This window comes from Proteiniphilum sp., from assembly GCF_040307845.1.
GTDB lineage: Bacteria > Bacteroidota > Bacteroidia > Bacteroidales > Dysgonomonadaceae > Proteiniphilum.
Genome location: NZ_JAWRIS010000045.1, coordinates 40501 through 63918 on the forward strand (window position 1 = coordinate 40501; position 23418 = coordinate 63918).

A 23418-nucleotide genomic window follows, 5' to 3' on the forward strand; every position below is an offset into this window, starting at 1 on the left:
TCAACTATTTTATAAAGTGAATAATCAATGAATAAACCAGCGTTGCAATTGTAATTTTTTATCCCTCTCCTGTGTGTTGTGGCCGCACCCGTCTGTAAAGAGCAGATGCGGCCGCTCTCAGGGTAGGAATTAAAATTACAATGTCAACTGGTTACCATAAATAAGCCCCGGAATTCCCTTCGTTTGACGGGGAATCCATGAATGGGGATTTTTTATAATTTCTTTTTTACTTCAGTCTCTTCGTAAGCTTCGACGACATCGCCCACTTTGATATCATTGAAATTACGTATGGTGACACCGCACTCATAACCTGAAGTAACTTCCTTCACATCCTCTTTGAATCGTTTCAACGATTCTAATTCGCCGGTGAAGATCACAATCCCGTCGCGGATAAGACGGATACGGCTTGAACGTTTTATTTTACCGTCACGGACCATACATCCGGCTACGGTTCCCACTTTCGATATTTTAAATACTTCGAGCACTTCTACGTTACCGGTAATTTCTTCCTTGATATCGGGAGATAACATACCTTCCATAGCCGCTTTCACTTCCTCTATAGCATCGTAGATAATAGAGTAAAGACGGATATCTACCCCCTCTTTCTCTGCTTCTTTGCGTGCGCCAAGTGAGGGACGTACCTGGAATCCGATGATGATCGCGTCGGAAACAGCAGCCAGGCTGACATCCGATTCCGAGATTTGCCCTGCGGCCTTGTGAATCACATTCACTTGGATTTCTTCCGTGGAGAGACGTATTAATGAGTCGGAGAGTGCTTCTACCGATCCGTCCACATCCCCTTTCACGATGATATTGAGTTGCTGGAAGCTGCCGATAGCGATGCGGCGTCCGATATCGTCGAGAGTAAGCATTTTCTGCGTGCGCAATGACTGTTCGCGCTGTAACTGTTCACGGCGGTTGGCAATCGACCGTGCTTCCTGTTCGGTCTCCATCACATTGAACGTGTCACCGGCTTGGGGTGCTCCGTTCAGACCGAGGATCAGGGCCGGTTCTGAGGGGCCGGCTTCTTCTATACGCTGATTGCGCTCATTGAACATCGCCTTCACGCGACCGAAATAGGAGCCTGCCAGTACGATATCACCCTGCCTGAGTGTGCCATTCTCTACCAGAACGGTGGCCATATACCCTCTTCCTTTATCGAGAGAGGATTCAATGATGGATCCGGTGGCTCTCCGGTCGGGGTTGGCTTTCAGTTCCAACAAATCAGCCTCGAGCAATACTTTTTCGAGCAATTCAAGGACACCGATACCGCTTTTTGCCGATATATCCTGCGATTGGTATTTTCCTCCCCAGTCTTCTACAAGATAATTCATCTCGGCCAGTCTCTCTTTTATTTTTTCCGGATTTGCTCCCGGTTTGTCAATCTTGTTGATGGCGAATACGATAGGTACGCCAGCCGCACCCGCGTGGTTAATGGCTTCTACCGTCTGGGGCATCACATTGTCGTCTGCCGCCACAATAATGATCGCCACGTCGGTCACCTTTGCCCCACGTGCGCGCATGGCGGTAAAGGCTTCGTGTCCCGGTGTATCGAGGAAGGTGATCTTACGTCCGTCTGACAATTGTACGTTATAGGCACCGATATGTTGGGTAATACCACCGGCTTCACCGGCAATCACATTGGTGCTGCGGATCCTGTCGAGCAATGAAGTTTTCCCGTGGTCTACGTGTCCCATCACCGTAACAATGGGGGGGCGCGGTATCAGGTCTTCGGGTGCATCCTCCTGATCAGCAATTGCTTCGATTACATCGGCACTCACATACTGGGTTTTGAAGCCATACTCCTCGGCAACAATATTGATGGTCTCGGCGTCGAGACGCTGATTGATAGCCACCATTACCCCCAAGCTCATACAGGTGGAGATTACGTTGGTCACAGGGACATTCATCATATTGGCCAGGTCGTTTGCCGTAACAAATTCCGTCAACTGCAATACGTGGCTTGCCCTTTCCTGCTGTTTGAGTTCCTCCTGTTGTCTCTGGGCACTGGCTTCCCGTTTTTCACGACGATACTTCGCCCCGGCTTTTTTCCCTCTCTTTTCTGTGAGGCGTGCCAGTGTCTCTTTTATCTGTTTTTGTACATCTTCTTCACTGACTTCGGCCTTGAGCGGTTTCCTAAGTGACAATTTTTTATTATTGCTCTTTGCTCCCTGGCTATAGGTAGCCGGTTTGTCGATGTTCACCTGTGCGGAACGTATCCGTTTTCTCTTTTTCTTTCCGCTGTCGTTATCTGCCTCTGAAATGTCCGGCTGTTTTCTCTTTTCGTCAATAGCCTCCTTCTTCAGTTGTTTTACTTTTTCTTCTTTCAGCTTTTTGTTATCAAGCGCTTTTTGTTCACGTTCGAGGCGTTCTTTCTTCCGCTGTGCCCTTGATTTTCTGGGTGGTCGGGTACGATCATTGATAGAATCCAAGTCAATAGATCCTTTTACCACAATATTGGATTCCAGTTTATTATTATGTAACCGGAATACCGAGTCGGGTTTAGCTTCACCGGTTTTTTCTTCCACGTCTGGCTCATCTTTGTCAGACTCCACTGCAACGACTTCCGGTACGGTTTCGGGTTCAGGTTTCGTTACAATCGTTTCCTGTTCTGTCATTTTTACTTCTTCAGGCTTCGTTTCCTCCGGTTCTGGCTGATGTATGATCTCTTCCTCTTTTTCGTCAACTTGTTCCTCTGCTTTCTCCGTTACTCCTGTGTCCGTTTCTTCTTCGGATTCTTTTTCTGCCTGGGGAGGAATCACCTCTTCAACGGGCAGTGGCTCCACTGGGACGTTTTCTACAGGAGACGGTTCAACAGGAGTCGGTTCTTCTATTTCTGGTTCAGGCTGTGATTCCATTTCCTGGAAATCCGGGGTAATGATCTCTTCCTTATCTTCTTTCTCCGGTTCCGGGCTCTTCGGCTCGCTTTTCTTCTTATGAAGATTGTCAAGATCAATACTACCTACGACATTGAAATGAGGTTTCAATTCGTCCGGTATCTCTGTCTCGATGGCTTCCTTTTCTGTTTTTTTCTTGGGAAGTTGTTGTTCCGGAAGTTCATACCCTTCTATGGCAACAGTCTCCCGTTTTTCGTCGCGTCGATGCAGTTTTTCGCGGGTGATAGTCGCTTCGTTCCGTATATTTTTATCTTTACCGAATTCGGCAATCAGCATATCATACTGTTCATCCTCAATCTTTGCGTTGGGATTTGCTTCTATTTCAATACCTTTCTTATGCAGAAATTCAACAAGGGTGTTGATTCCCACATTTAAATTTTTTGATACTTTTATTAGTCTTACAGGCATATATCTCTCCTAACCTTTACTCTCTTTTAATGTTGTGAACAGCACGTGTACTATTTGACCAGGACCGGATTGATGTCATTGGTTATTCTCTTCCTGAGAATCCATTTCTATGTCAGTATTTGTGTCAGCGTCTACATTCTCATCCATATCTGCGTCTACATTTTCATCCATATTCCCATCCATATCGGTGTCATCATCTTCTTCAAACTCGTAGCGTAAGATGTCCAATACTTCATCTACCGTGCTTTCCTCCAGGTCTGCTTCCCTGATAATCCTTTCACGTCCCATCGCGAGTACGTTCTTGGCGGTAGAGCAGCCTATCTTCTTCAATTGGTCGATTACCCATCCATCTATTTCATCGCGGAATTCATCGAGGTAGATATCTTCTTCGTCTACCTCATCTATGTCACGGAATACTTCGATGTTATAACCGGTGAGCATAGAAGCCAGTTTGATATTGGCTCCTCCCTTTCCAATGGCAAGTGAGACTTCCTCAGGATTGAGGAATACTTCGGCACGACGCTCTTCTTCCCTCACGGTGATGGAGTTGATCCTTGCAGGACTCAATGCCCGCTGAATATATAAAGTAGTATTGTTGGTGTAATTGATGACGTCGATGTTCTCATTTCGCAACTCACGTACTATGCCATGAATACGGAATCCTTTCATCCCCACACAGGCTCCTACCGGATCGATACGGTCGTCATAAGCTTCTACAGCCACTTTGGCACGTTCACCCGGAATCCGGGCAATACCTTTGATGGTGATCAGCCCGTCTGCAATTTCAGGAATCTCCTGTTCAAACAGCCTCTCAAGAAATACGGGAGATGTGCGTGAAAGGATAATCCTGGGATTGTTATTCTTGTTTTCAACCCTTGCAACTACGGCGCGGGCATGTTCACCTTTCCGGAAAAAATCGCTGGGAATCTGTTCTGTCTTGGGCAGGATTAATTCGTTATGCTCATCGTCCAGCAGCAACAATTCCTTTTTCCATACCTGATAGACTTCCCCGGAGACAATCTCGCCTACTTTTTCCTTATACTTGTTGTAGAGGTTGTCTTTTTCCAGTTCCAGTATCTTGGAAGCCAATGTTTGTCGGAGGTTCAGTATGGTACGACGACCAAAATGATCGAGCGATACCTCGTCCGTGACCTCTTCTCCAACCTCAAAATCCTCATCGATCTTTTTTGCTTCGGAGAGGGTAATTTCTAAATTGGGGTCCTCCAGTTCATCATCTTCCACAACCACCCTGTTGCGCCATATTTCCAGGTCACCTTTGTCGGGGTTGATAATGATATCATAGTTTTCATCCGTCCCGTTGTTTTTGGAAATGACATTGCGGAACGATTCTTCAAGCACGCTGATGAGTGTGGCTTTATCGATATTCTTCAGCTCGTTGAATTCAGAAAATGTATCGATGAGACTGATGGTTTCTTTTTTCTTACCCATATATTATTTAAATCGTATAAGATATTTTGTATGTTTTATTTCATCAAATGCGAAGCGGATATCTTCGTCCACTTCAATCTTACGTTTGGCTCCGTCGGGCTTTACTTTTTTTGTGACCGAGACGGTAAAACCATTGTCATCAGATGATTTCAATGTTCCTGTAATTTTCTGGCCATTCTTGCAAAGCACTTCCACTTCCTTGCCTTCGTATTTTTTGTATTGACGCAATATTTTGAAAGGCGAAGAGAGTCCGGCTGAAGTAACGGTCAATTCGAAATCTTCGATGTCCCGGTCGAGTTTCGACTCCAGATAACGGCTCAACCCAACACAATCGTCAATATCTACCCCATGATCATTATCTATTTCAACGGTGATTGTATTATCCGCACTGACTGAAACGTCCGTCAAATAGTTTGGCGAATCTTTCAGATATTGTTCTGTGAAATCGATAATCAGTTTTTTGTCGATCATATTTATTTATCCCAAAGAAACCCTTTAGAGGTACAGGCCGATAGACAAGACTATGATTCAATGTCTTGTGTCTTGATCCTTGGCTCTTGAGTCTAATGAATAAAAAAGGAAGCGGTGTGTCCTGCTTCCCTCCTCCTTTACGAGTACAAAGATATTATTTTCAAACGGATTCACAAAATCTTTGCCACTTTTTTTGTGTTTTCCAGGCTCCTGTTTGGTATCACCGTATATGAATATTATCGAAATATAGTGAAAGGTGAGGGCAATCTTGGATGCTTGCATACGAAGATTGCCGAACCGCATCCTATATTCTACAAAAATAATGTGTAAATTTGCCTTCCGAAAATAATGGATGCCCTGAACGATTGAGATAGTGTATGCCATTGAATGGAATGAAAGTATGGAGAAAGCGGATATAGATAAGATTATATACGATAAAAGTGTAATCGATTTCGTAACGATTGCTGTGGAGGTTTGTGTTTTTTTGGAAAAGGATGAACCTCTTTCGCGTGAGGAATGGATAGACAGATTGTTGAAAATGCTTCCCCTTTTGTATGTGAAAGCACTTTTGTTGCCTGAAAGCGTCTCTACAGAAGAAGAGTTCCCTGCCACCTTTGTGCGTGAGGAGGATTACTATCGTGTAGCGAACAGGGTGTTGGAAGTGATGGGAGAGGAGGATGTTTATCTCGATGTGTTTGTCGAAGATATGAAGTATAGTGAGACGCCCGTATCTACCCGTATTTCGGAAAATGTTGCAGATATTTATCAGGATATCAGGGATTTTGTGTCGGTGTATCAGTTTGGTCTTACTGAACAGATGAACAATGCACTATATCAGTGTAGAGAGAATTTTGGTCTCTACTGGGGTCAAAAATTGGTGAACGTGCTGCGTCCGTTGCATGCATTGAAATGTCTCTCCCCTGAAAACGATGGAGCAGACTTATCGGAGGATGAATTGTGGGATTAACGATTTCAAAAGAACAGGTGGCAGAGATGCCTTTAGAGACCTTTGAAGGTGACATAGTGGTTATTGACCATGTTAAGGAAGTAGGGGAGGCATGCGATTATCTTTCTTCACGCAATGCGCTCGGTTTCGATACGGAAACCAAACCTGCCTTTAAACGGGGACAGGTGCATAAAGTAGCCCTTATCCAACTCTCGACGGAAAAGGAATGTTTTCTTTTTCGTTTGAATAAGATCGGTTATCCCAGGGAGCTTGAAGCGATCATGTGTGATCCCGGGATCAAGAAGATAGGTCTTTCGCTGCGTGACGATTTTGCTGCTATCAGAAAACGTTCCGTCCGGAAGCTGGAGAATTTCATCGACTTACAAGATTTCGTGGATCAATTTGGTATAGAGGATAAGAGCCTCCAAAAAATCTATGCTGTTCTTTTTGGCAGGAAGATATCCAAGAACCAACGGGTTTCTAACTGGGAAGCGGAAATGCTGACGCCTGCCCAGCAGTCTTATGCGGCAATCGATGCCTGGGCCTGCCTTCGCATTTATAACTATTTAACCGGGAAAAGTAGTTAGGTGCCTGGGGATTAGGTGCCTGGGTGGAAAGGTGAAAAGATGAAGAAAATATAATGACCATGAGTCAAAATAAAAAATCGTATGAGATCTTATAAAGAGATACGGTTGCGCCCCGGAAAGGAGGCGTCGCTACAACGTTTTCATCCATGGGTCTTTTCCGGTGCTATTGGCCGTAAGCCCGAAGATTTGATGGAAGGAGAGACCGTGCGGGTACTGTCGGCCGATGGTACTTTTTTAGGAGTAGGTCATTTCCAGGTCGGCAGCATTGCGGTGCGTATCATGTCCTTTGTGGATGAGCCTATAGATGCTGCTTTTTATGAAAGGAGCCTGACAAATGCCTACAAAATGCGTGTAACACTGAATCTTGTCAGACCCGATAATACGATCTTCAGGCTGGTGCATGGCGAGGGGGACTATCTGCCGGGTTTAATTGTCGATATATACGGAAATACAGCGGTAATACAAGCTCATTCTGTGGGAATTCACCGGGATCTGGAACTTATAACCAATGCATTAAAGCATATCCTTCCTGTTGATGTAGTAAAACATATTTTTTATAAATCGGAGGGAACACTTCCCTATAAAGCCGGCATCTTTCCTGAAAACAGCTATCTGTCCGGAGGGGAGGATGTGGATGAAATAGCTGTGGAGAACGGTTTACGTTTCCGTATCGATTGGTTGAAGGGGCAAAAGACCGGTTTTTTCGTCGATCAGCGGGAAAATCGTGCCTTGTTGGAGTATTATGCGAGAGACCACCACGTACTGAATATGTTTTGTTATACCGGTGGTTTTTCAGTATACGCACTTAGAGGAGGCGCTGCTTCGGTTGTATCGGTAGACAGCTCTTCTAAAGCGGTTTCGGTAGCCGACCAGAATGTGGCACTCAATTTTGGTGAAGATCCCCGGCACAGTTCTTACCCTGAAGATGCCTTTAAATTTCTGAAACAACTCCCTGAAGGAGAAAAGGATCTTATTATTTTAGATCCACCGGCTTTTGCAAAACATCGGGGTGCTGTCAATAACGCTTTGCAGGGCTATAAGAAGTTGAATCTTCAGGCGCTCGAGAAAATTGCCACGGGCGGTTTTTTGTTTACATTCTCTTGTTCGCAGGTGATCTCAGCAGAGCAGTTTCGACTGGCTGTTTTCAGTGCAGCCGCTATATCGGGTAAAAAAGTGCGTATTTTGCATCAACTTACCCAGCCGGCTGATCATCCTGTCAATATATATCATCCTGAAGGGGAGTACCTGAAAGGATTGGTACTTCAGGTGGAGTGAGAAAAGGTGGAAAAGGAGGAAAAGTGGTTGGGTGCCTAAGTGGTTAGGTGGGAAGAGGGACGTGGAGACGTGGAGGCTGGATGAAAGGTGATGCAGTGGTGGTGGATTTGTTTAGATATGTGACTAATGGATGTATTTTTCCTTTTCTTGGTTAAATAATATGAAAAATATGATTTTTATCCACCAAAAGTATGTTTTATAACAGAAAAACGCTTACATTTGCAACGTGTTTTTCATGGTATTAGATTTAAGGTTAACAATGAAGATTGGTTGTCGTGAGACAACCTTTCCTTTTTTATACCCCCCCCCTATGTGGAATTAGAACCAAGACTTTTAGAATCAAGAACCAAGACTTTTAAAGCCAGGACATTTTGTTCCTCAATTCTCAATCTCATTAATCTTATTGACCCATTATTTCCATTATTTACATTGGCACTACCTGTTCCGATTCATCGGGGTTAGTCACATTATCACATTGGCAAATCATCATATCATCCAATCAATTTCGGGCTTTCACAAAATATAAACTTGTTGAATGAGCGAAATGGCGCCATTATTGTTATTTTTGTAATGAAAATGATTATATATGGATTTTAGGACAATCATAGATATTCCCGTATCGGATATACGGATTGATCATTCTACCCGGATGATGCTGTTTGGTTCCTGTTTTTCAGAAAATATAGGCAGGAAACTTCTGCAATCCAAATTTCAGGTGGATGTGAATCCTTTTGGTATTCTTTATAACCCCTTTTCAGTTTCTGCAGCCATGCAAAGGTTGCTGTCTGCAATCCCCTTCTCGGAAGCTGATCTTATATGTCACAATGGAATATATCATAGTTTGATGCATCATGGACATTTTTCGGATCCAGACAGGGCGATCTGTCTGCAGAATATTTCTGCTCGTTTCGAAAGTGCTGCTTCCCGGATCAGGCAGACGGATCTTTTTCTGATTACTTTCGGTTCAGCCTACGTGTATCAATGGAAAGAGAGCGGAGAAATTGCGGGAAACTGTCATAAATTGCCTGCCCGGTTGTTTCATCGTTTTCGCTTATCGGTTGAGGAGATTACAGAGGAATGGGGTAAGCTGATCACATCGCTCAGGGAGATTCATTCCGATGTTCAATTATTATTTACGGTCAGTCCTGTCCGTCACTGGAAAGAAGGTGCCCATGAGAACCAGGTCAGCAAGTCGGTGCTCCATCTGGCAATAGACAATTTACTGCAACTTTTTCCTGAGAACGTACGTTATTTTCCTGCCTATGAGGTGATGATGGATGAGTTACGCGATTACAGGTTTTATGAGGATGATATGATGCATCCTTCCCCATTCGCGATAGATTATATCTGGCATCTTTTCGGCAATACATTCTTTTCCGCAGAGACAAGTAAGATTATGAGAGAATGGGAGCAGATCAGGAAAACAATGGAGCATCGCCCGCTTTATCCGGGGACGGAGGCTCATGATGCGTTTGTGAAGAATACACGGCGGAAATTGGAAGTTTTTAGACGAAAATATCCTGAGATATCTGTAGAGGTGGATGGTTAAGTGCCTAAGTGCCTAAGTGCCTAAGTGGATAGGTTTCTAATCAACAAATCAGTAAATCAACAAATCAACCAGATGCAATATACTATTCAAGAGATAGAGGCTATATTGGGCCTTCCGTTAAGCAAGCGGAAAGCGGATAAGATAACAATCTTGCTGACCGACAGCCGTAAACTGACATTGCCGGCGGAGACACTTTTTTTCGCACTGGAAACAAAGAATAATGATGCCCATCTTTTTATAGGTGAACTTTATGAAAAGGGTGTACGCAATTTTGTCGTATCTAAGGTTTTACCAGAATGGGGAAATTTTGATGATGCCAATTTCCTGAAGGTGAAAAACAGCTTATCGGCATTGCAAAAAATGGCGGCTTATCATAGAAAACAATTCGATATACCTGTCATCGGGATTACGGGAAGTAATGGAAAAACCATTGTAAAGGAATGGCTCTACCAGCTACTTGAGGGAAATTATAATATTGTCCGTTCTCCCAGAAGTTATAACTCCCAGGTTGGCGTACCCCTTTCGGTCTGGCAATTGGATGGTGAAACCGAACTGGGTATTTTTGAGGCGGGTATATCAATGCCGGATGAGATGGAAAAACTGGAACCTATTATCCGCCCGACTATCGGAGTATTGACAAAAATAGGAGAAGCACATCAGGAGAATTTTGCCTCCTTGCAGCAGAAGATCATGGAAAAACTGGCGCTTTTTGTCAATTGTGATGTATTTATTTTTGATGAAGATAACCATTTGGTTTCCGAATGTGTCGATCAAATGGTGCTTTCCCAAAAGACTTTTACCTGGTCCAGAAAGAACAGGGATGCTCATTTGTATATCTCTGCTGTAAAAAGAGAGGGAGAGAAAACGGTAATTGACTATTCATTGTTGGATTTTAATGACTCTTTCACAATCCCTTTTACCGATGAAGCCTCTATCGAAAATGCCATCAGTTGTCTTGCTGTGGCACTTTATCTGCATATTTTACCGGCGAATATTTCCTTGAGGATGGCTATGCTTGAACCGGTGGCTATGCGATTAGATGTGAGGAAAGGAAAAGAGAGTTGCATTATTATCAACGATACCTATAATTCTGATATCAATTCCATTAAAATTGCACTTGATTTTCAACAACAGCGCAAGGTGGACCGTCATTTGAAGAAGACATTAATCCTTTCTGATATTCTTCAGGCGGGGATACCACCCAAGTTACTCTATAAAAAGGTAGCGGAGATGGTTGAGCAGAGTGGGGTGGAAAGGATTATCGGAATAGGACGGGATATTCCGGTTTATCAGGATTTATTCTCCATGCCGGAGAAATCATTTTATCAAACCACAGATCAGTTCATCTCTTCGGGTGAATGGAAACAATTCGATCATGAGTTGATTCTCCTGAAGGGAGCCCGGAGGTTTCATTTTGAACAGATTGGCGCACTCATTGAGGAACGTATACACGAGACAATGCTGGAGGTTGACCTTGATGCCGTAGTACATAATTTCAATTTTTATAAATCCCGTTTGCAATCCAATGTAAAACTGGTTTGCATGGTGAAAGCCAACGGGTATGGTGCCGGTGCCGTGGAGATTGCCAAGACACTTCAATACCATCGTTGTGATTATCTGGCAGTGGCTGTCGCCGAAGAAGGAATTCAGCTCAGGAAAGAGGGAATTTCGTTGCCTCTGATCGTATTGAACCCTGAAGTGAACGGTTTTGAAGAACTTTTCACGGCAGACCTGGAACCGGAGGTGTATAATTTTCGTATTCTGGAAGCTTTTATTAAGGAGTCGGAGCGAAGAGGAATTACTGATTACCCGATCCATCTGAAGATTGATACCGGTATGCATCGATTGGGTTTTCTTCCCGAACAGATACCGGAGATGATAACGATGCTGAAGAAGCAAAAAGGATTGAAAGTGCGTTCTGTATTCTCTCACCTATCGGCAAGTGAGAGTTGGCATTTTGACGATTTTACCCATCGCCAGATGGAAATATTCAGGAAGGGTGCAGACGAAATTGGAAAGGCATTTAATTATCCTGTCTATAAACATATACTCAATTCTGCCGGTATGGAGCGGTTTCAGGATACCAAGTGGGATATGGCCCGTCTGGGAATTGGCTTGTATGGGATTAGTGCAAGTGGTCTGCCCGGACTTAAGAATGTCTGTACATTAAAGACAACTATCCTGCAAATAAAAAATGTATTAAGCAACGAAACGATTGGATACGGAAGAAAGGAAAAACTCGACCGTGATGCCCGTATCGCTACCATTCGATTTGGTTATGCGGATGGATTGGACCGGCAATTCGGGAACCGGAAAGGAAAAGTGCTTATCAACGGACAATATGCTCCTATCGTAGGAAATGTCTGCATGGATCTTTGCATGGTGGATGTAACCGATATTGAGGCCAGGGAAGGTGATACGGTTATCTTGTTTGGAGAGAACCTGTCCGTGATAGAGTTGGCGGATAGTATCGGTACGATCCCTTATGAAATACTGACCTCCATTTCTCAACGGGTAAAACGTGTTTATATTAAGGAGTGAAGATGTCTTATTAATTGACAATGAAAAATGAAGATTTTTAGAATCAAGAACCAAAAACCAAGAATCCAGACTTTGAGAATTTTAGATTTTAGATAGAGGATTTAGGTTTTTAGGCCGGAGATTCGTGATTTCAGAATCAATCTTCTTCAATCTTCAATCAAGATCACTTCTCAACTTCTTAACTTCTCAACTTCTCATTATCGCTGAAAAAGTGCTTCGTACAACAAAAAAAATCCCGACCACTGTGGCCGGGATTTTTTTTACTCTTTGCTGTATCTTACATCTTACTCAACGAAGAAGATAGCAACACGGTTCCAGTCGTTTTCTGCATAAGGCTGTTCGGTATCACCCTTCCAGTCGATAGAAATACGATCGCTGCTGATTCCGTGGTCGTTGGTCAACGCATCGGCTACCGCTCTTGCACGTTTTTCAGAAAGTGCGAAGTTGTATTCCGGTGTACCGGTTTGTTTGTCGGCATAAGCTACGATGTTTACTTTCGCATTCGGGTTAGCTTTCAGATATTCAGCAGTGTTGTAAACGCTTACTTGCTGACCTCTGTCGATCTTCGCAGAGTTGATGCGGAAGAATACTACGTTAGGTACATATACACCTTCAGAAACAACGGTCGGTTGAACTTCAGGACATTCCGGGCAAGATTCCGGTCTGAGTCTCAGTTCTTCGTTTTCAGCACGCAGTCTGTTGATCTGGCTGTTCAGGTCGTTGATCAGGTTGTAATCCATCAGTTCGGCAGGAGTGAAACTTTGTTTTCCACCAAGACCGAATTTGATACCTGCAGTACCGGTGAACATACTGTCATATTCATAGTCGCCACCGCTAGTACCGTCAAAGCTATCCTGCAGTACTCTCCATCCCAGTTCAAGGAAGAGGGCAACGCTATTAGACAGTTTGAAGTTGTTGATCAAACCTACATTGTAAGTCAATGACTGGTTTTGACCTTTGAACACAGCACCGGAATTGGGCTTATCCCAATCGTCCAGTCCGTACATATAACCGATACCAAGATAAGGAATCAAGCTGTAAACCCTGTCAGGATTGTAGCTGCCCCATGCATTGGTAACATCATACATCAAATCGATGTGACCGCCTAACCATGTATGGTCGTCCTTATACTTCACGTCTGCGATGTGTTTGATGCTACCACCGTCGATCACTGCGCGGAAACCCCAGTTAGGAGAATTCCAGCGTCCTACCTCGATTTGTCCCATCCATCCAAGACGGTCGCCGAAGCTTCCATCGGCGTCATTTTCGCCTTTAGTCATATAAAGGTTGGTTCCACCGCCGAGACCAATATACCAATTATCACTTGCTTTGTTCTTCAGATACACTGTACCATGAGAAACGTTTTGTACTTCTTGTGCACTTATGCTAAAAGCAACAAGAGCAGAAAATAAAAGTAAACCAAACTTTTTCATAAATTTAAATTCTAATTAAACATTTTATTACAATAACTCGATATTATTTTTTCGTCCGCCGATATGTGTATTATACACTGAGCGCAATTTTCATTGCTTTCATGTATAACATCTCCATTAAAATAATGTTCACCGAATCGAGTTTATTCTCACTTCGGATCACAAATATAAAACTTAAATTTCACATATACTCTATTTTGTGTAAAAAATCACCAAAAAACATGATGATAAGGGTATTTTAGGACATTTTCTTCCTTTTTTTCTAACAAAAAATCGACGTTAGCCGAGGTAAGTTTTCAATAACTTACTCCTGGAATCCTGTCTTAGTCTCCGTATGGCTTTCTCTTTGATTTGTCGTACACGTTCACGTGTCAACTGGAATTTATCGCCGATCTCTTCAAGGGTCATTTCCTGACATCCAATGCCGAAAAACATTTTAATTATATCGCTTTCTCTTTCGGTTAGTGTAGAAAGCGCCCTGTCGATTTCTTTCTGGAGCGATTCGTTAATCAGTGTACGGTCAGCAACAGGTGCATCATCGTTCACCAACACGTCCAAAAGGCTGTTGTCTTCCCCTTCTACAAAAGGAGCGTCCATAGAGATATGGCGGCCGGATACTTTTAGTGAATCCGTCACTTTTTCTACCGACAGGTCCAGTTCCTGGGCCAGTTCTTCCGCGGAAGGCCTCCGTTCATTCTCTTGTTCAAATTTTTGAAATGCCTTGCTTATTTTGTTCAGTGATCCTACCTGATTCAGTGGTAATCTGACAATTCTGGACTGCTCGGCCAGAGCCTGCAGGATTGATTGACGAATCCACCAAACGGCATAGCTGATAAATTTAAAGCCCCTGGTTTCATCGAACTTCTCGGCAGCCTTTATCAGTCCGAGATTGCCCTCATTGATCAGGTCAGGCAAACTCAATCCCTGGTTTTGGTACTGCTTGGCTACCGATACCACAAATCGGAGATTGGCCCTGGTGAGTTTTTCCAACGCCTGGCGATCACCTCTTTTAATGGCTTGCGCCAACTCGACCTCTTCCTCTACGGTGATCAGGTCTTCACGCCCGATCTCCTGGAGGTACTTGTCCAAAGAAGCACTTTCCCGGTTTGTGATTGATTTTGTAATCTTTAATTGTCTCATTTATACTTAATCCTTACTTAATTATCTTTAATGCATTATTTGGGGGTGCAAAAGTACAAAATATTTCTGATACTTAATAAAATTCCCCTTTGACAAAACTATAACAAAGGAATCTGGTGATGCACCTTATTCCTTTGTTATAAAACACGAATAACTACTTTTTTGTTACTGAAAAAGTTGTAATTAACTTTCCTTAAGGGTTATTCATCGGTTGTTTGTCAAATCGATAGCGATATACTGCGTTCTACCGTTTGGATAAAAACCCGCTACAAGGAGTACTTTATCCTGACTATTGTTGGTGGCTGTTACAATGTTAGCTACATCACTTTCGCTGTTGACGGGTGTATTATTGATTCTCATGATGATGAATCCTTTGTTGATACCCTCTTTCCTGAAAAGCCCGTTATTTTTTATACTTTCCACTTCAATTCCGCTCGAAATACCGAAAGATTTTTTCCTTTCATCGGATATTTCTTTGAATGTGGCGCCCAAAGCACTCAAAGCATTGGTGGGGTGCGTGATTTCGGTACTTCCTGCATCGTTCGTCAGTTCAACGTTGAATGAGCGGCTATTGCCGTTGCGGTCAACCGTGACGCTGACTTTGTCTCCCGGACGGTACCTGTTCAGTTGGCTTTGTAATTCGGCAAAATTGCGGATAGGTACATTGTTGATGGCGGTGATGACGTCTCCCTTTTGTACACCGGCAGCCTTGGCGGCACTTCGGTCACTGAAATCTTCTACCACTACACCCTTGATCAGGGAGAGTTCGCGCGCTTTATCCGGATCCTGACGTCGGATATTTTCTATATTAGGCGCCTGAATTCCCAGAAGGGCGCGTTGTACTGTTCCGTACTCTTTCAGGTCGGCGGCAATTTTTCCTGCGATAGAAATTGGTACAGCAAAAGCATAACCGGCAAAATCACCTGTACGGGAATAGATTAACGTATTGATCCCGACCAGTTCACCCCGCGTATTGACCAATGCCCCGCCACTATTTCCCGGGTTGACAGCTGCATCTATCTGAATGAAGGACTGGATACCTAATTCACCTCCCATTACATTTCCCCTGTTTTTGGCACTCACGATGCCGGCAGTAACCGTAGATGTCAGGTTGAACGGATTACCCACGGCCAACACCCATTCTCCTACCTTTAAAGCGTCGGAATTACCGAAAGTGAGATAAGGAAAATCATCTCCATCAATTTTCAGGAGAGCCACGTCACTCTGGGAATCCGTACCCACCACCTTGGCTTTGAACTCCCTGTTGTCATTCAGTGTGACGGAGACTTCCCGTGCATTCGCCACTACGTGGTTGTTGGTGATAATATATCCATCTTTGGAAATGATCACTCCGGAGCCATAGCCTACCTGTTCTCGTGGTTGGGAAGGCGTGCGGTCACCAAATCCGAAGAAAAAATCGAACGGGTTAATATACTGTTGCTGGCTTATCGTAGTTGTTTTTACGTGCACTACACCGTCGACCGACTTGGCGGCTGCTTCCGTAAAATCGGGATAACCTTCCGAGGTGGTGAGGTTTGTAAGCACTACATTCTTGTCCTGTTCAAATGAATTGGCATAAGCCCTTACTTCTTCAGAAATACTGTCGCCGGATAATCCTGACAATGTATTATTCCCGTTATCTTTAGTTATTACGTTGTAACCCAATAAAGTGACAACGGAGCTTACAATTGCGACTAATACGATAACAAATACGTTTTTACTATTTCCTGTATTCATACTTCTTTTGTGTTGATGTTTGTCATTATCTCTATATATACACAACAAATAAGATGAAAACCGAGAGGCAACCAAACTTGTTTGAGCTCATTCTTAGTACATCTTATGTGTTGCAAATATATGACAAATAACATGCAGGTTTTTTAGCTTCAGACCTGCTTTTTAACACTTTTAACGCAATCAAAGAGCGATTAACCCGATTTAACCCTATCCGTTTCATTCAGAGCCATTTTTAGCCTGACAGAATGACGGAGACACCTCTTTGGATATCTTCATGACTGCTGCCTGTCATTTCTGTCAGGTCCGCTTTGGGAATTACCTCCACGCCCTGTTCCGTTTGGCAGCATATTTCCTGAAGCGGATATTATTAAGAGGTTGGAAAATATCGTAAAAGAGGAGATTGATATGGTATCTTCCTGCATTGAAATGGCGGCTGTTGAGTGTGATTGCTCTCCATTGCACCGCATATCTCACCACAAAAAGGAATAAGGCAAGCACTGTCAGTATATGGTTGTTGGTTAGCACTCCCAGCACAATCGAACCGATCAATGACAGGTAAAAAAGATATTTTGAGAATGTTTCCAGCCCGAATATACGAAAAGAAAATCCTTTGTAATATTGTTTTGAATAGAGATATCCCGATTTCAATGTGCGCCATGTAGAGAAATTTTTCACACTGTCTGTTTCGGTAATGCTTTCTCTTGAAAGCACTACTCCTGTCTTTTTTTTAGGAGCGATCCTGTTGATATAAATGTCGTCTTCTCCACCTTCCAGATTTAATATAGGTGAATAGCCCTTGTGCCGGAAAAAGAGTTCCTTCTTATAAGCCAGATTACGTCCGATCCCCATGAATGGTTTGTGTAGGATAGCCATAGAAAGGAATTTCAGATGATGGATGAGGTTATCGTATAATATGAAACCCCGTAAAGCTGTCTTTTTGGGAATTTCTAACCGGCTGAAACCCAGGACGACCTCCTTATCCTGTGTGAATTCTTTTCCATATTCTTTGATCCACTGTTTGGAGCAGGGCCTGCAATAGGCTTCAGTAAACAGGAGATAATCATTTTTTGCAGCCTTGATACCCAATGTGAGCGCCAGTTTCTTTTCATTGATACCGTCAGCTTCAGCCGGTACATAAGTGTGGTAGAGCCGGGGGTGTTTCTGCTCAGCAGCTTTCAGTACCATGTCGGTATCATCGGTCGATCCCCTGTTTACTACAATTACTTCAAAATCTGGGTAATCCTGTTCGATGATAAACGGCAGGTTTTGTGCTAGCTCCTCAGCACTGTTCCTGGAGGTAACAATGACCGAGATAGCAGGCAGCGCTTCATCGGGAACAGCTATTTCCCTTTTCTTTTTTTGGTAGCTATAAGGACGTTTATAGAAGCATAACCAAAAGAAAAGTTGTATCAGGAAACAAAGTAAGAGTGTGCCTCCCAGTATCCATTCTGTCAGTGTGAATTGGGTGAGTGTCATAGTTTACAATTGATCGGAAAAGTAAGACAGGGGTAAATCGCGGCAGTTGTATCGGGATGCCATGGCCTCTCCGTATGCGCCGGCGGAGCGGATGGCGATCAGGTCTCCCCTGGTACTTTCGTTGAGTAAGATCTGTTCGGCGAATACATCACTCGATTCACAGATAGGCCCCACCACATCATAAAGCGCCGTCTCCTTGTAGGAGGTGATATTCTCTATATGGTGAAAAGCCTGGTAGAGGGCGGGGCGTATTAAATCGCTCATTCCTGCATCTATGACAAGGAATTTCTTTTGAATACCCTCTTTTACGAAGAGCACCCGTGAGATGAGAGATCCACAGGGGGCGACTACTGCGCGTCCCAATTCGAAATGCAACTCCTGGCCCGATTGCAATGGCAGATTTTTCTCGAAAAGGCGGAAATAAGATTCGAAGTCGGCCATAGGAATGTGATTTGGATGCTGATAGTTTATTCCCAATCCTCCTCCTACATTGATGATCGGCAATTTGATCCCCTGCATGTTGAACCATTCCTGTAGTTCTTTCGCTTTCACACAAAGGTCTTCAAACGATTTGAGATCGGTGATCTGGGAACCGATATGGAAATGGATGCCGATAAGCTGCAGGTTTGCCGATACTTTCATGATCTCTAATATCCGCGGCAGATCCTGTTCGTTGATGCCGAACTTATTTTCTGTCAATCCGGTAGTGATGTATTTGTGGGTATGAGCATCGATATTCGGATTGATACGAAAGGCTACCCTTGCCGTTTTCCCTTTTGCCGAAGCCAATGCATTGAGGACTTCAAGTTCGGGGATCGATTCCACGTTAAAACAGAAAATATCGTTATTGAGCCCGATCTCTATTTCACGGTCGCTTTTCCCCACGCCGGCAAAGGCGATCTTATCCGGGGTGAATCCACTTTCCAATGCGGCCAGGATCTCATTACCGCTCACACAGTCGGCTCCGAACCCAAAAGAGGCGATCTCTTTCAGGATACGCGGATTGGCATTTGCCTTCACGGCATAATGCACATGAAAAGGCTTATTTTCAGTCTCTTTTTTTATTGTCCCGAGTGTAGCACGTAGTAACGCTGTATCGTAATAATAAAATGGTGTGTCGAGTTGTCTGAATTTCTCAACGGGGAATATTCCTTTAATCATACGTGTTAATTGCTCAAAATGGCCTGTTATTGAAGCACCTCGTCTATCTTAATTGCAAGGCATGTCTCTATCTGAGGGACAAATTTACGATTTTTACGCAGATTTGCCTATCCATATCTTATTTTTTTCTGTGGATGCTATAAAAGTCCTTACTCTTTACTCTTTGCTCTTTACTCTATAAAAGAATGAGCCAGTTGCAGTTTTTGTTCCATGGGCAGCGTCGTGTCGATCCAGTGGATGGCGAATCCCCGACGTTCCATCCCTCTGAACCAGGTCATTTGTCGTTTGGCGAACTGATGGATGGCAATCTCTAATTGCCGGGACATCTCTTCATAGCTTAACTTACCGGTTACATGGAGCGTTACGAATTTATATTCGAGGCCGTAATAAATCAGGTCTTCAGGTGAAACTCCGGAGTTGAGAATGTTTCGAATCTCTTCGATCATCCCTTCCTGTAGGCGTGCGTGCAGGCGTGCGGTGATTTTTTTTCTCCGGAGTTCCCTCCCGATATCAAGGCCCAACAGGATACTTTCCACTGGTGGAAATGAGGTGGCTACACTCTCCTGTTTCGACTTGTATTCTTCTATTTCGATGGCCCGGATTGCCCTTTTTTTATTATCAGTATCGGTGGTATTGTGTAGCGGGCGGTAATTTTGCAGGATGATGGTCAACTCCTCCAGAGATTTTTCTTCCAGCGCAGACCTCAACGCCGGGTTGGCAGGCACGTCGGGGAGATGATAACCTTTCAGTACCGATTCGATATAAAGCCCGGTACCACCGCAAAGGATAGGCGTTTTATTGCGGCTGAGGATATCGTTGTAGGCATTATGAAAATCGTGTTGATAGTCAAAAAGGGTATATTTTTCTCCCGGTGCGCGGATGTCGATAAGATGATAGGGGATAGATTGATCATTTACCGTGTACTCCGAAAGGTCTTTGCCGGTACCGATATCCATCCGCCGGTATATCTGGCGGGAGTCGGCGCTTATGATTTCGCCGTCGATTGCATAAGCCAGTCGTGCGGCAAACGCGGTCTTTCCACTTGCAGTGGGTCCCAGTACGGTGATTAAGGTATTCTTGTCCATGTTACCAGCTTCCACCGGCGCCTCCGCCACCGAATCTGCCGCCTCCGCCTCCGCCGAAACCACCCATGCCTCCGCCTCCAAAACCGCCACCCCAGCCGCTCCCGCTTCCAAATCCTCCGCTCCTGCGACTACCCGTCATTGGTGGGAAGAAGATGGTGGGTGAGTTTGTGCGGTGACCGCCACCGCCGATATGCTGGTCTCCTCCTTTGGAAAGGAAAGAGATCAGTAGGACAAAGACAATCAGTATAATAATAATTGCGAAAACAGGAATTCCTTTTTCTTCATTGGCATCGGCGGCAAATTCTCCCGAAAGGCGCGCGATCATGGTGTCGATGGCGGCATTTACTCCCCCGAAATAATCCTCCTCCATAAAGTAAGGGATCATCTCATCGCGTACAATGCGACCGGCATAGGCATCATTGATCCGCGCTTCCAGTCCATAGCCGGTGGCGATGAATGCCTGTCCGCGGCTGTTCCCGATTTTGGGTTTGATAAGGATGACAGCACCGTTATCCTTGCTCTTCTGTCCGATTTCCCATTTCTCGCCAAGTCGGAAAGCATAATCGGAGGCGGGATAACCCCCCAGGTCACTTACAGAAACCACATATATCTGGGTGGAGGTGGAGTCGTTGTAGGCACGCAGTTTTTGTTCCAAAGCCAGTTCCTCTGCCGTAGAGAAAATATCCGCGAAGTCGTTTACCAGACGGTAGGGCACCATCGGCTCCGGGATATCCTGAGCAGATACCCCTAAAGAAGAAAAGAATAGGAATAGGAGAAGATATTTACTCTTCCAGAATAATTTCATCGTCTAATTCATTTATATCGTTCTCTGCCACAGGATAACGGGATTTGATCATTTCTCCTACCTTTCCTACCCCTTTGCAGATCCCCTCCGCGATCTCTCCTTTTTTGAAACAGGAAAGCATCTTCTCCAGGGCGTCATTCCAGAATCCTCCATCCACGGCATCGTGGATGCCCTGGTCTCCGATAATCGCTGTTTTATGGTCGGCCGGGGAGACGTAGATGAGCACACCATTACGGAGCCGGGTGGTGTCCATTTTGAGTTGGTGGAACTTTTGGAGTGCGGCTTCCAGAGGATCGCCTTTGCATTGCCGGGCCACGCATACGCGTATTTCACCCGAGGTACGGCTTTCCGCGAGTTGAATCGATTCCACTATTCTCTGTAGTTCCTCTTTGTGTAACATATCCCAAATGGTTTCAGGGTTCTTTTAATCCACCCTATCCTGCAAAGTTTTTTCTTTTCCCTTACACGGTACTTTCCCTGTCAGAACTGCACCTGAGGAGCGGTCTGGGCTTCGGAAGTCGCTTCGAAATAAGCTTTCGGATCAAATTTGAACCATTTCGCATAAATCACCTGTGGAAATTTGCGGATATAGGCATTATAGTCTTGCGCCAATAGGTTGAAACGGTTCCGTTCTACCGAGATCCTGTTTTCTGTTCCTGCCAGTTCATCCTGCAATGCAAGAAAATTCTGGTTGGCTTTCAGTTCAGGGTAATTCTCCTGTATCAGTAACAATCTTCCCAATGCCTGGCTCAATTGATCCTGGGCTTGTTGGTATTCCTGTAGACTTTCCGCAGTAAGATTTTCAGGATTGATGGTTGTTTGCGTGGCTTTGGCACGCGCCTCGGTCACTTGCGTAAAGGTTTCCTGTTCGTGCTGGGCATATCCCTTCACGGTGTTCACCAGGTTGGGGATGAGGTCGGCACGGCGCTGATAGGCGTTCTGCACGTTTCCCCACTGCGACGTTACCGCTTCTTGTTTTTCTACCATCCGGTTGTATCCCTGGCATCCGGTGAGCCCCATTGCTCCTATCACGATCAATAAAACGAAAGAAATTTTTCTCATACAATTATATAATAAATTACCAATTACTAATTACCAATTACTAATTACCAGAAAAGTAAAAAATGAATATTTATTCATCACATCAATAAATCATCAAATCCTTATTACGTCCGTCAAAAGTAAATAATTTTTTTGTGATTGACGTTCGCCACAAGAGATCTTAACAGATATAAATAACAGATAAACGGAGCGAAAAGTTTTTCTCCCTTAGTAACTTCTCCTTCATATATAAAACTTTTTTTTATATCTTTGCCTATTGGAAGAATGTAAAGGTGAATTGAAGTAAAAAAATAAAATAATCGTATGAGACGAATTATTCTCCTTTTTTTGATAGTGACGGTTTATTCATTCGGGACGGTAGCTTCCGAAGTTAAAGATAGGGTTGTCCAGAGGCCGGATTCTATACCAATGATAGATAGTCTGGAGCTGTTTCGGGATATTACCGATATCAGCAAGCAGATTGAACGTCGGAAAGTGCAGGTCAAAGAGATTGACGACAGTGTGGTTATTCCTCCGCAATCATCTTCTGATACGCTTTCTGATACCATTATTATTCCTCCGGTTTCTGTGCCGGTACCACGCGAAACGGTATCGTTAATCCCGGCAGATTCAGCGCCTTTATTCCGGAACCCTTTGGATTCCACCTATTTCCGGAAAGCGAATGGTACGTTAGAGCTGCCGGTGAATTATAGCAGTTTTGAATCAATGACGGGACTTTCGTTCCGGGATACGCTTTTTTATAATCCGCTTTTTCTTCCGATGATCTTTACGGGAGAGATACTCCCCCGTGAATTGTCATTATACCCTTCGGAAAAGGATGATGACAAAGGAGTGCTTATTCCTGTGGAAAAAACCTTTGCTCCCCGGTTGGATCATGTCGACTTTGTGCGAAACGTAAGGCGCGATTATTATTTAAAATATCCCGACAGGATCAGGTATTCTGTGGCCAGTTTTGACTCAATACGGAGTCTGGAATCTGATGACCAGATTGTGAGAGAGACATTCAATCCTTTCCGCGAATTGATAAAGGCAGAAACGACTTATTCGTTGGATGCCCCGGGGATTGAAGCTGTTGAATTTGGTCGAAAATACTGGGTGCGTTCAGGTGAGCACTCTTTCCAGTTTGGCCAAAACTACTTCTCTGACAACTGGCATAAGGGGGGCGTAAATAATCTGAACTTTAATAGCCTGCATATACTGAAAGCTAATTACCAGAAAAAAAGGGTGAAGTTTAACAATACCCTCGAGTGGCGGCTATCCGTCTTTAATTCTCCTGACGATTCATTGCGCAAGCACCGTATCGGTAATGACCTTATTCGCTATTATGGCGACTTTGGAATAGATGCTTTTGGTAAAGGCTGGTCTTACTCCACCAATTTGGAAGCAAAATCACAGA

At 44.1% G+C, this 23418-nt stretch carries 18 protein-coding genes; 6 read left to right on the plus strand and 12 right to left on the minus strand.

Going from position 1 to position 23418, the window contains the following annotated elements; genetic code table 11:
• Positions 1-212 precede the first annotated feature (212 nt).
• From infB to rimP, 3 genes are all read right to left on the minus strand, one after another.
• Positions 213-3305 (minus strand): translation initiation factor IF-2, encoded by a 3093-nt coding sequence (infB, locus tag ABV001_RS11545; protein ID WP_352422946.1) that lies wholly within the window; start codon positions 3303-3305, stop codon positions 213-215.
• Positions 3306-3380: 75 nt separating this feature from the next.
• Positions 3381-4754, minus strand: a complete 1374-nt coding sequence (nusA, locus tag ABV001_RS11550) for a transcription termination factor NusA (protein ID WP_352422947.1) — start codon at positions 4752-4754, stop codon at positions 3381-3383.
• Between the two features lie 3 nt (positions 4755-4757).
• Positions 4758-5225, minus strand: a complete 468-nt coding sequence (gene rimP / locus ABV001_RS11555; RefSeq protein WP_352422948.1) for a ribosome assembly cofactor RimP — start codon at positions 5223-5225, stop codon at positions 4758-4760.
• Between the two features lie 400 nt (positions 5226-5625).
• Here rimP and ABV001_RS11560 point away from each other — a divergent pair, with 400 nt between their 5' ends.
• The 5 genes from ABV001_RS11560 to ABV001_RS11580 all read left to right on the plus strand — a co-directional run bounded on the left by ABV001_RS11560 (position 5626) and on the right by ABV001_RS11580 (position 12123).
• Complete coding sequence (locus ABV001_RS11560) at positions 5626-6192, plus strand: DUF5063 domain-containing protein (protein ID WP_352422949.1); 567 nt, start codon at positions 5626-5628, stop codon at positions 6190-6192.
• Between the two features lie 26 nt (positions 6193-6218).
• The gene (locus ABV001_RS11565; RefSeq protein WP_352422960.1) at positions 6219-6758 is read left to right on the plus strand and encodes a 3'-5' exonuclease; all 540 of its coding nucleotides are present in this window, start codon (positions 6219-6221) and stop codon (positions 6756-6758) included.
• Between the two features lie 81 nt (positions 6759-6839).
• Positions 6840-8033, plus strand: coding sequence for a class I SAM-dependent rRNA methyltransferase (locus ABV001_RS11570; protein WP_352422950.1), 1194 nt, complete (start codon positions 6840-6842; stop codon positions 8031-8033).
• A gap of 586 nt (positions 8034-8619) precedes the next feature.
• Complete coding sequence (locus tag ABV001_RS11575; RefSeq protein WP_352422951.1) at positions 8620-9582, plus strand: GSCFA domain-containing protein; 963 nt, start codon at positions 8620-8622, stop codon at positions 9580-9582.
• Between the two features lie 72 nt (positions 9583-9654).
• Positions 9655-12123 carry a bifunctional UDP-N-acetylmuramoyl-tripeptide:D-alanyl-D-alanine ligase/alanine racemase gene (locus ABV001_RS11580; protein ID WP_352422952.1) on the plus strand — a complete coding sequence of 823 codons (2469 nt, stop codon included), beginning with the start codon at positions 9655-9657 and terminating at the stop codon, positions 12121-12123.
• 284 nt (positions 12124-12407) lie between these two features.
• Here the strand turns inward: ABV001_RS11580 and ABV001_RS11585 are convergent, their stop codons facing one another.
• From ABV001_RS11585 to ABV001_RS11625, 9 genes are all read right to left on the minus strand, one after another.
• Positions 12408-13403: an OmpA family protein gene (locus ABV001_RS11585; protein ID WP_352422953.1), complete on the minus strand. Its 996-nt coding sequence runs from the start codon at positions 13401-13403 to the stop codon at positions 12408-12410.
• A gap of 432 nt (positions 13404-13835) precedes the next feature.
• Complete coding sequence (locus tag ABV001_RS11590; RefSeq protein WP_019538504.1) at positions 13836-14696, minus strand: sigma-70 family RNA polymerase sigma factor; 861 nt, start codon at positions 14694-14696, stop codon at positions 13836-13838.
• A gap of 204 nt (positions 14697-14900) precedes the next feature.
• Positions 14901-16433, minus strand: a complete 1533-nt coding sequence (locus ABV001_RS11595) for a Do family serine endopeptidase (RefSeq protein ID WP_352422954.1) — start codon at positions 16431-16433, stop codon at positions 14901-14903.
• A 315-nt stretch (positions 16434-16748) separates the two neighbouring features.
• The gene (locus ABV001_RS11600) at positions 16749-17909 is read right to left on the minus strand and encodes a glycosyltransferase (RefSeq protein WP_352422955.1); all 1161 of its coding nucleotides are present in this window, start codon (positions 17907-17909) and stop codon (positions 16749-16751) included.
• A 3-nt stretch (positions 17910-17912) separates the two neighbouring features.
• Positions 17913-19070: a diaminopimelate decarboxylase gene (gene lysA / locus ABV001_RS11605; RefSeq protein WP_352422956.1), complete on the minus strand. Its 1158-nt coding sequence runs from the start codon at positions 19068-19070 to the stop codon at positions 17913-17915.
• A 170-nt stretch (positions 19071-19240) separates the two neighbouring features.
• A complete protein-coding gene (miaA, locus tag ABV001_RS11610) occupies positions 19241-20155 on the minus strand; it encodes a tRNA (adenosine(37)-N6)-dimethylallyltransferase MiaA (RefSeq protein WP_352422961.1) in 915 nt (304 codons plus the stop codon).
• A gap of 1 nt (position 20156) precedes the next feature.
• A complete protein-coding gene (locus ABV001_RS11615) occupies positions 20157-20960 on the minus strand; it encodes a TPM domain-containing protein (RefSeq protein ID WP_352422957.1) in 804 nt (267 codons plus the stop codon).
• Positions 20938-21360: a TPM domain-containing protein gene (locus ABV001_RS11620; protein ID WP_352422958.1), complete on the minus strand. Its 423-nt coding sequence runs from the start codon at positions 21358-21360 to the stop codon at positions 20938-20940. The genes ABV001_RS11615 and ABV001_RS11620 overlap by 23 nt, the downstream gene beginning before the upstream one ends.
• Before the next feature lie 80 nt (positions 21361-21440).
• Complete coding sequence (locus tag ABV001_RS11625) at positions 21441-22022, minus strand: LemA family protein (protein ID WP_323425930.1); 582 nt, start codon at positions 22020-22022, stop codon at positions 21441-21443.
• Between the two features lie 303 nt (positions 22023-22325).
• On the opposite strand from ABV001_RS11625, the gene ABV001_RS11630 reads away from it, so the two are divergent.
• Positions 22326-23418: DUF3078 domain-containing protein (locus ABV001_RS11630; RefSeq protein ID WP_352422959.1), on the plus strand; the 1093-nt coding region annotated here is incomplete at its 3' end.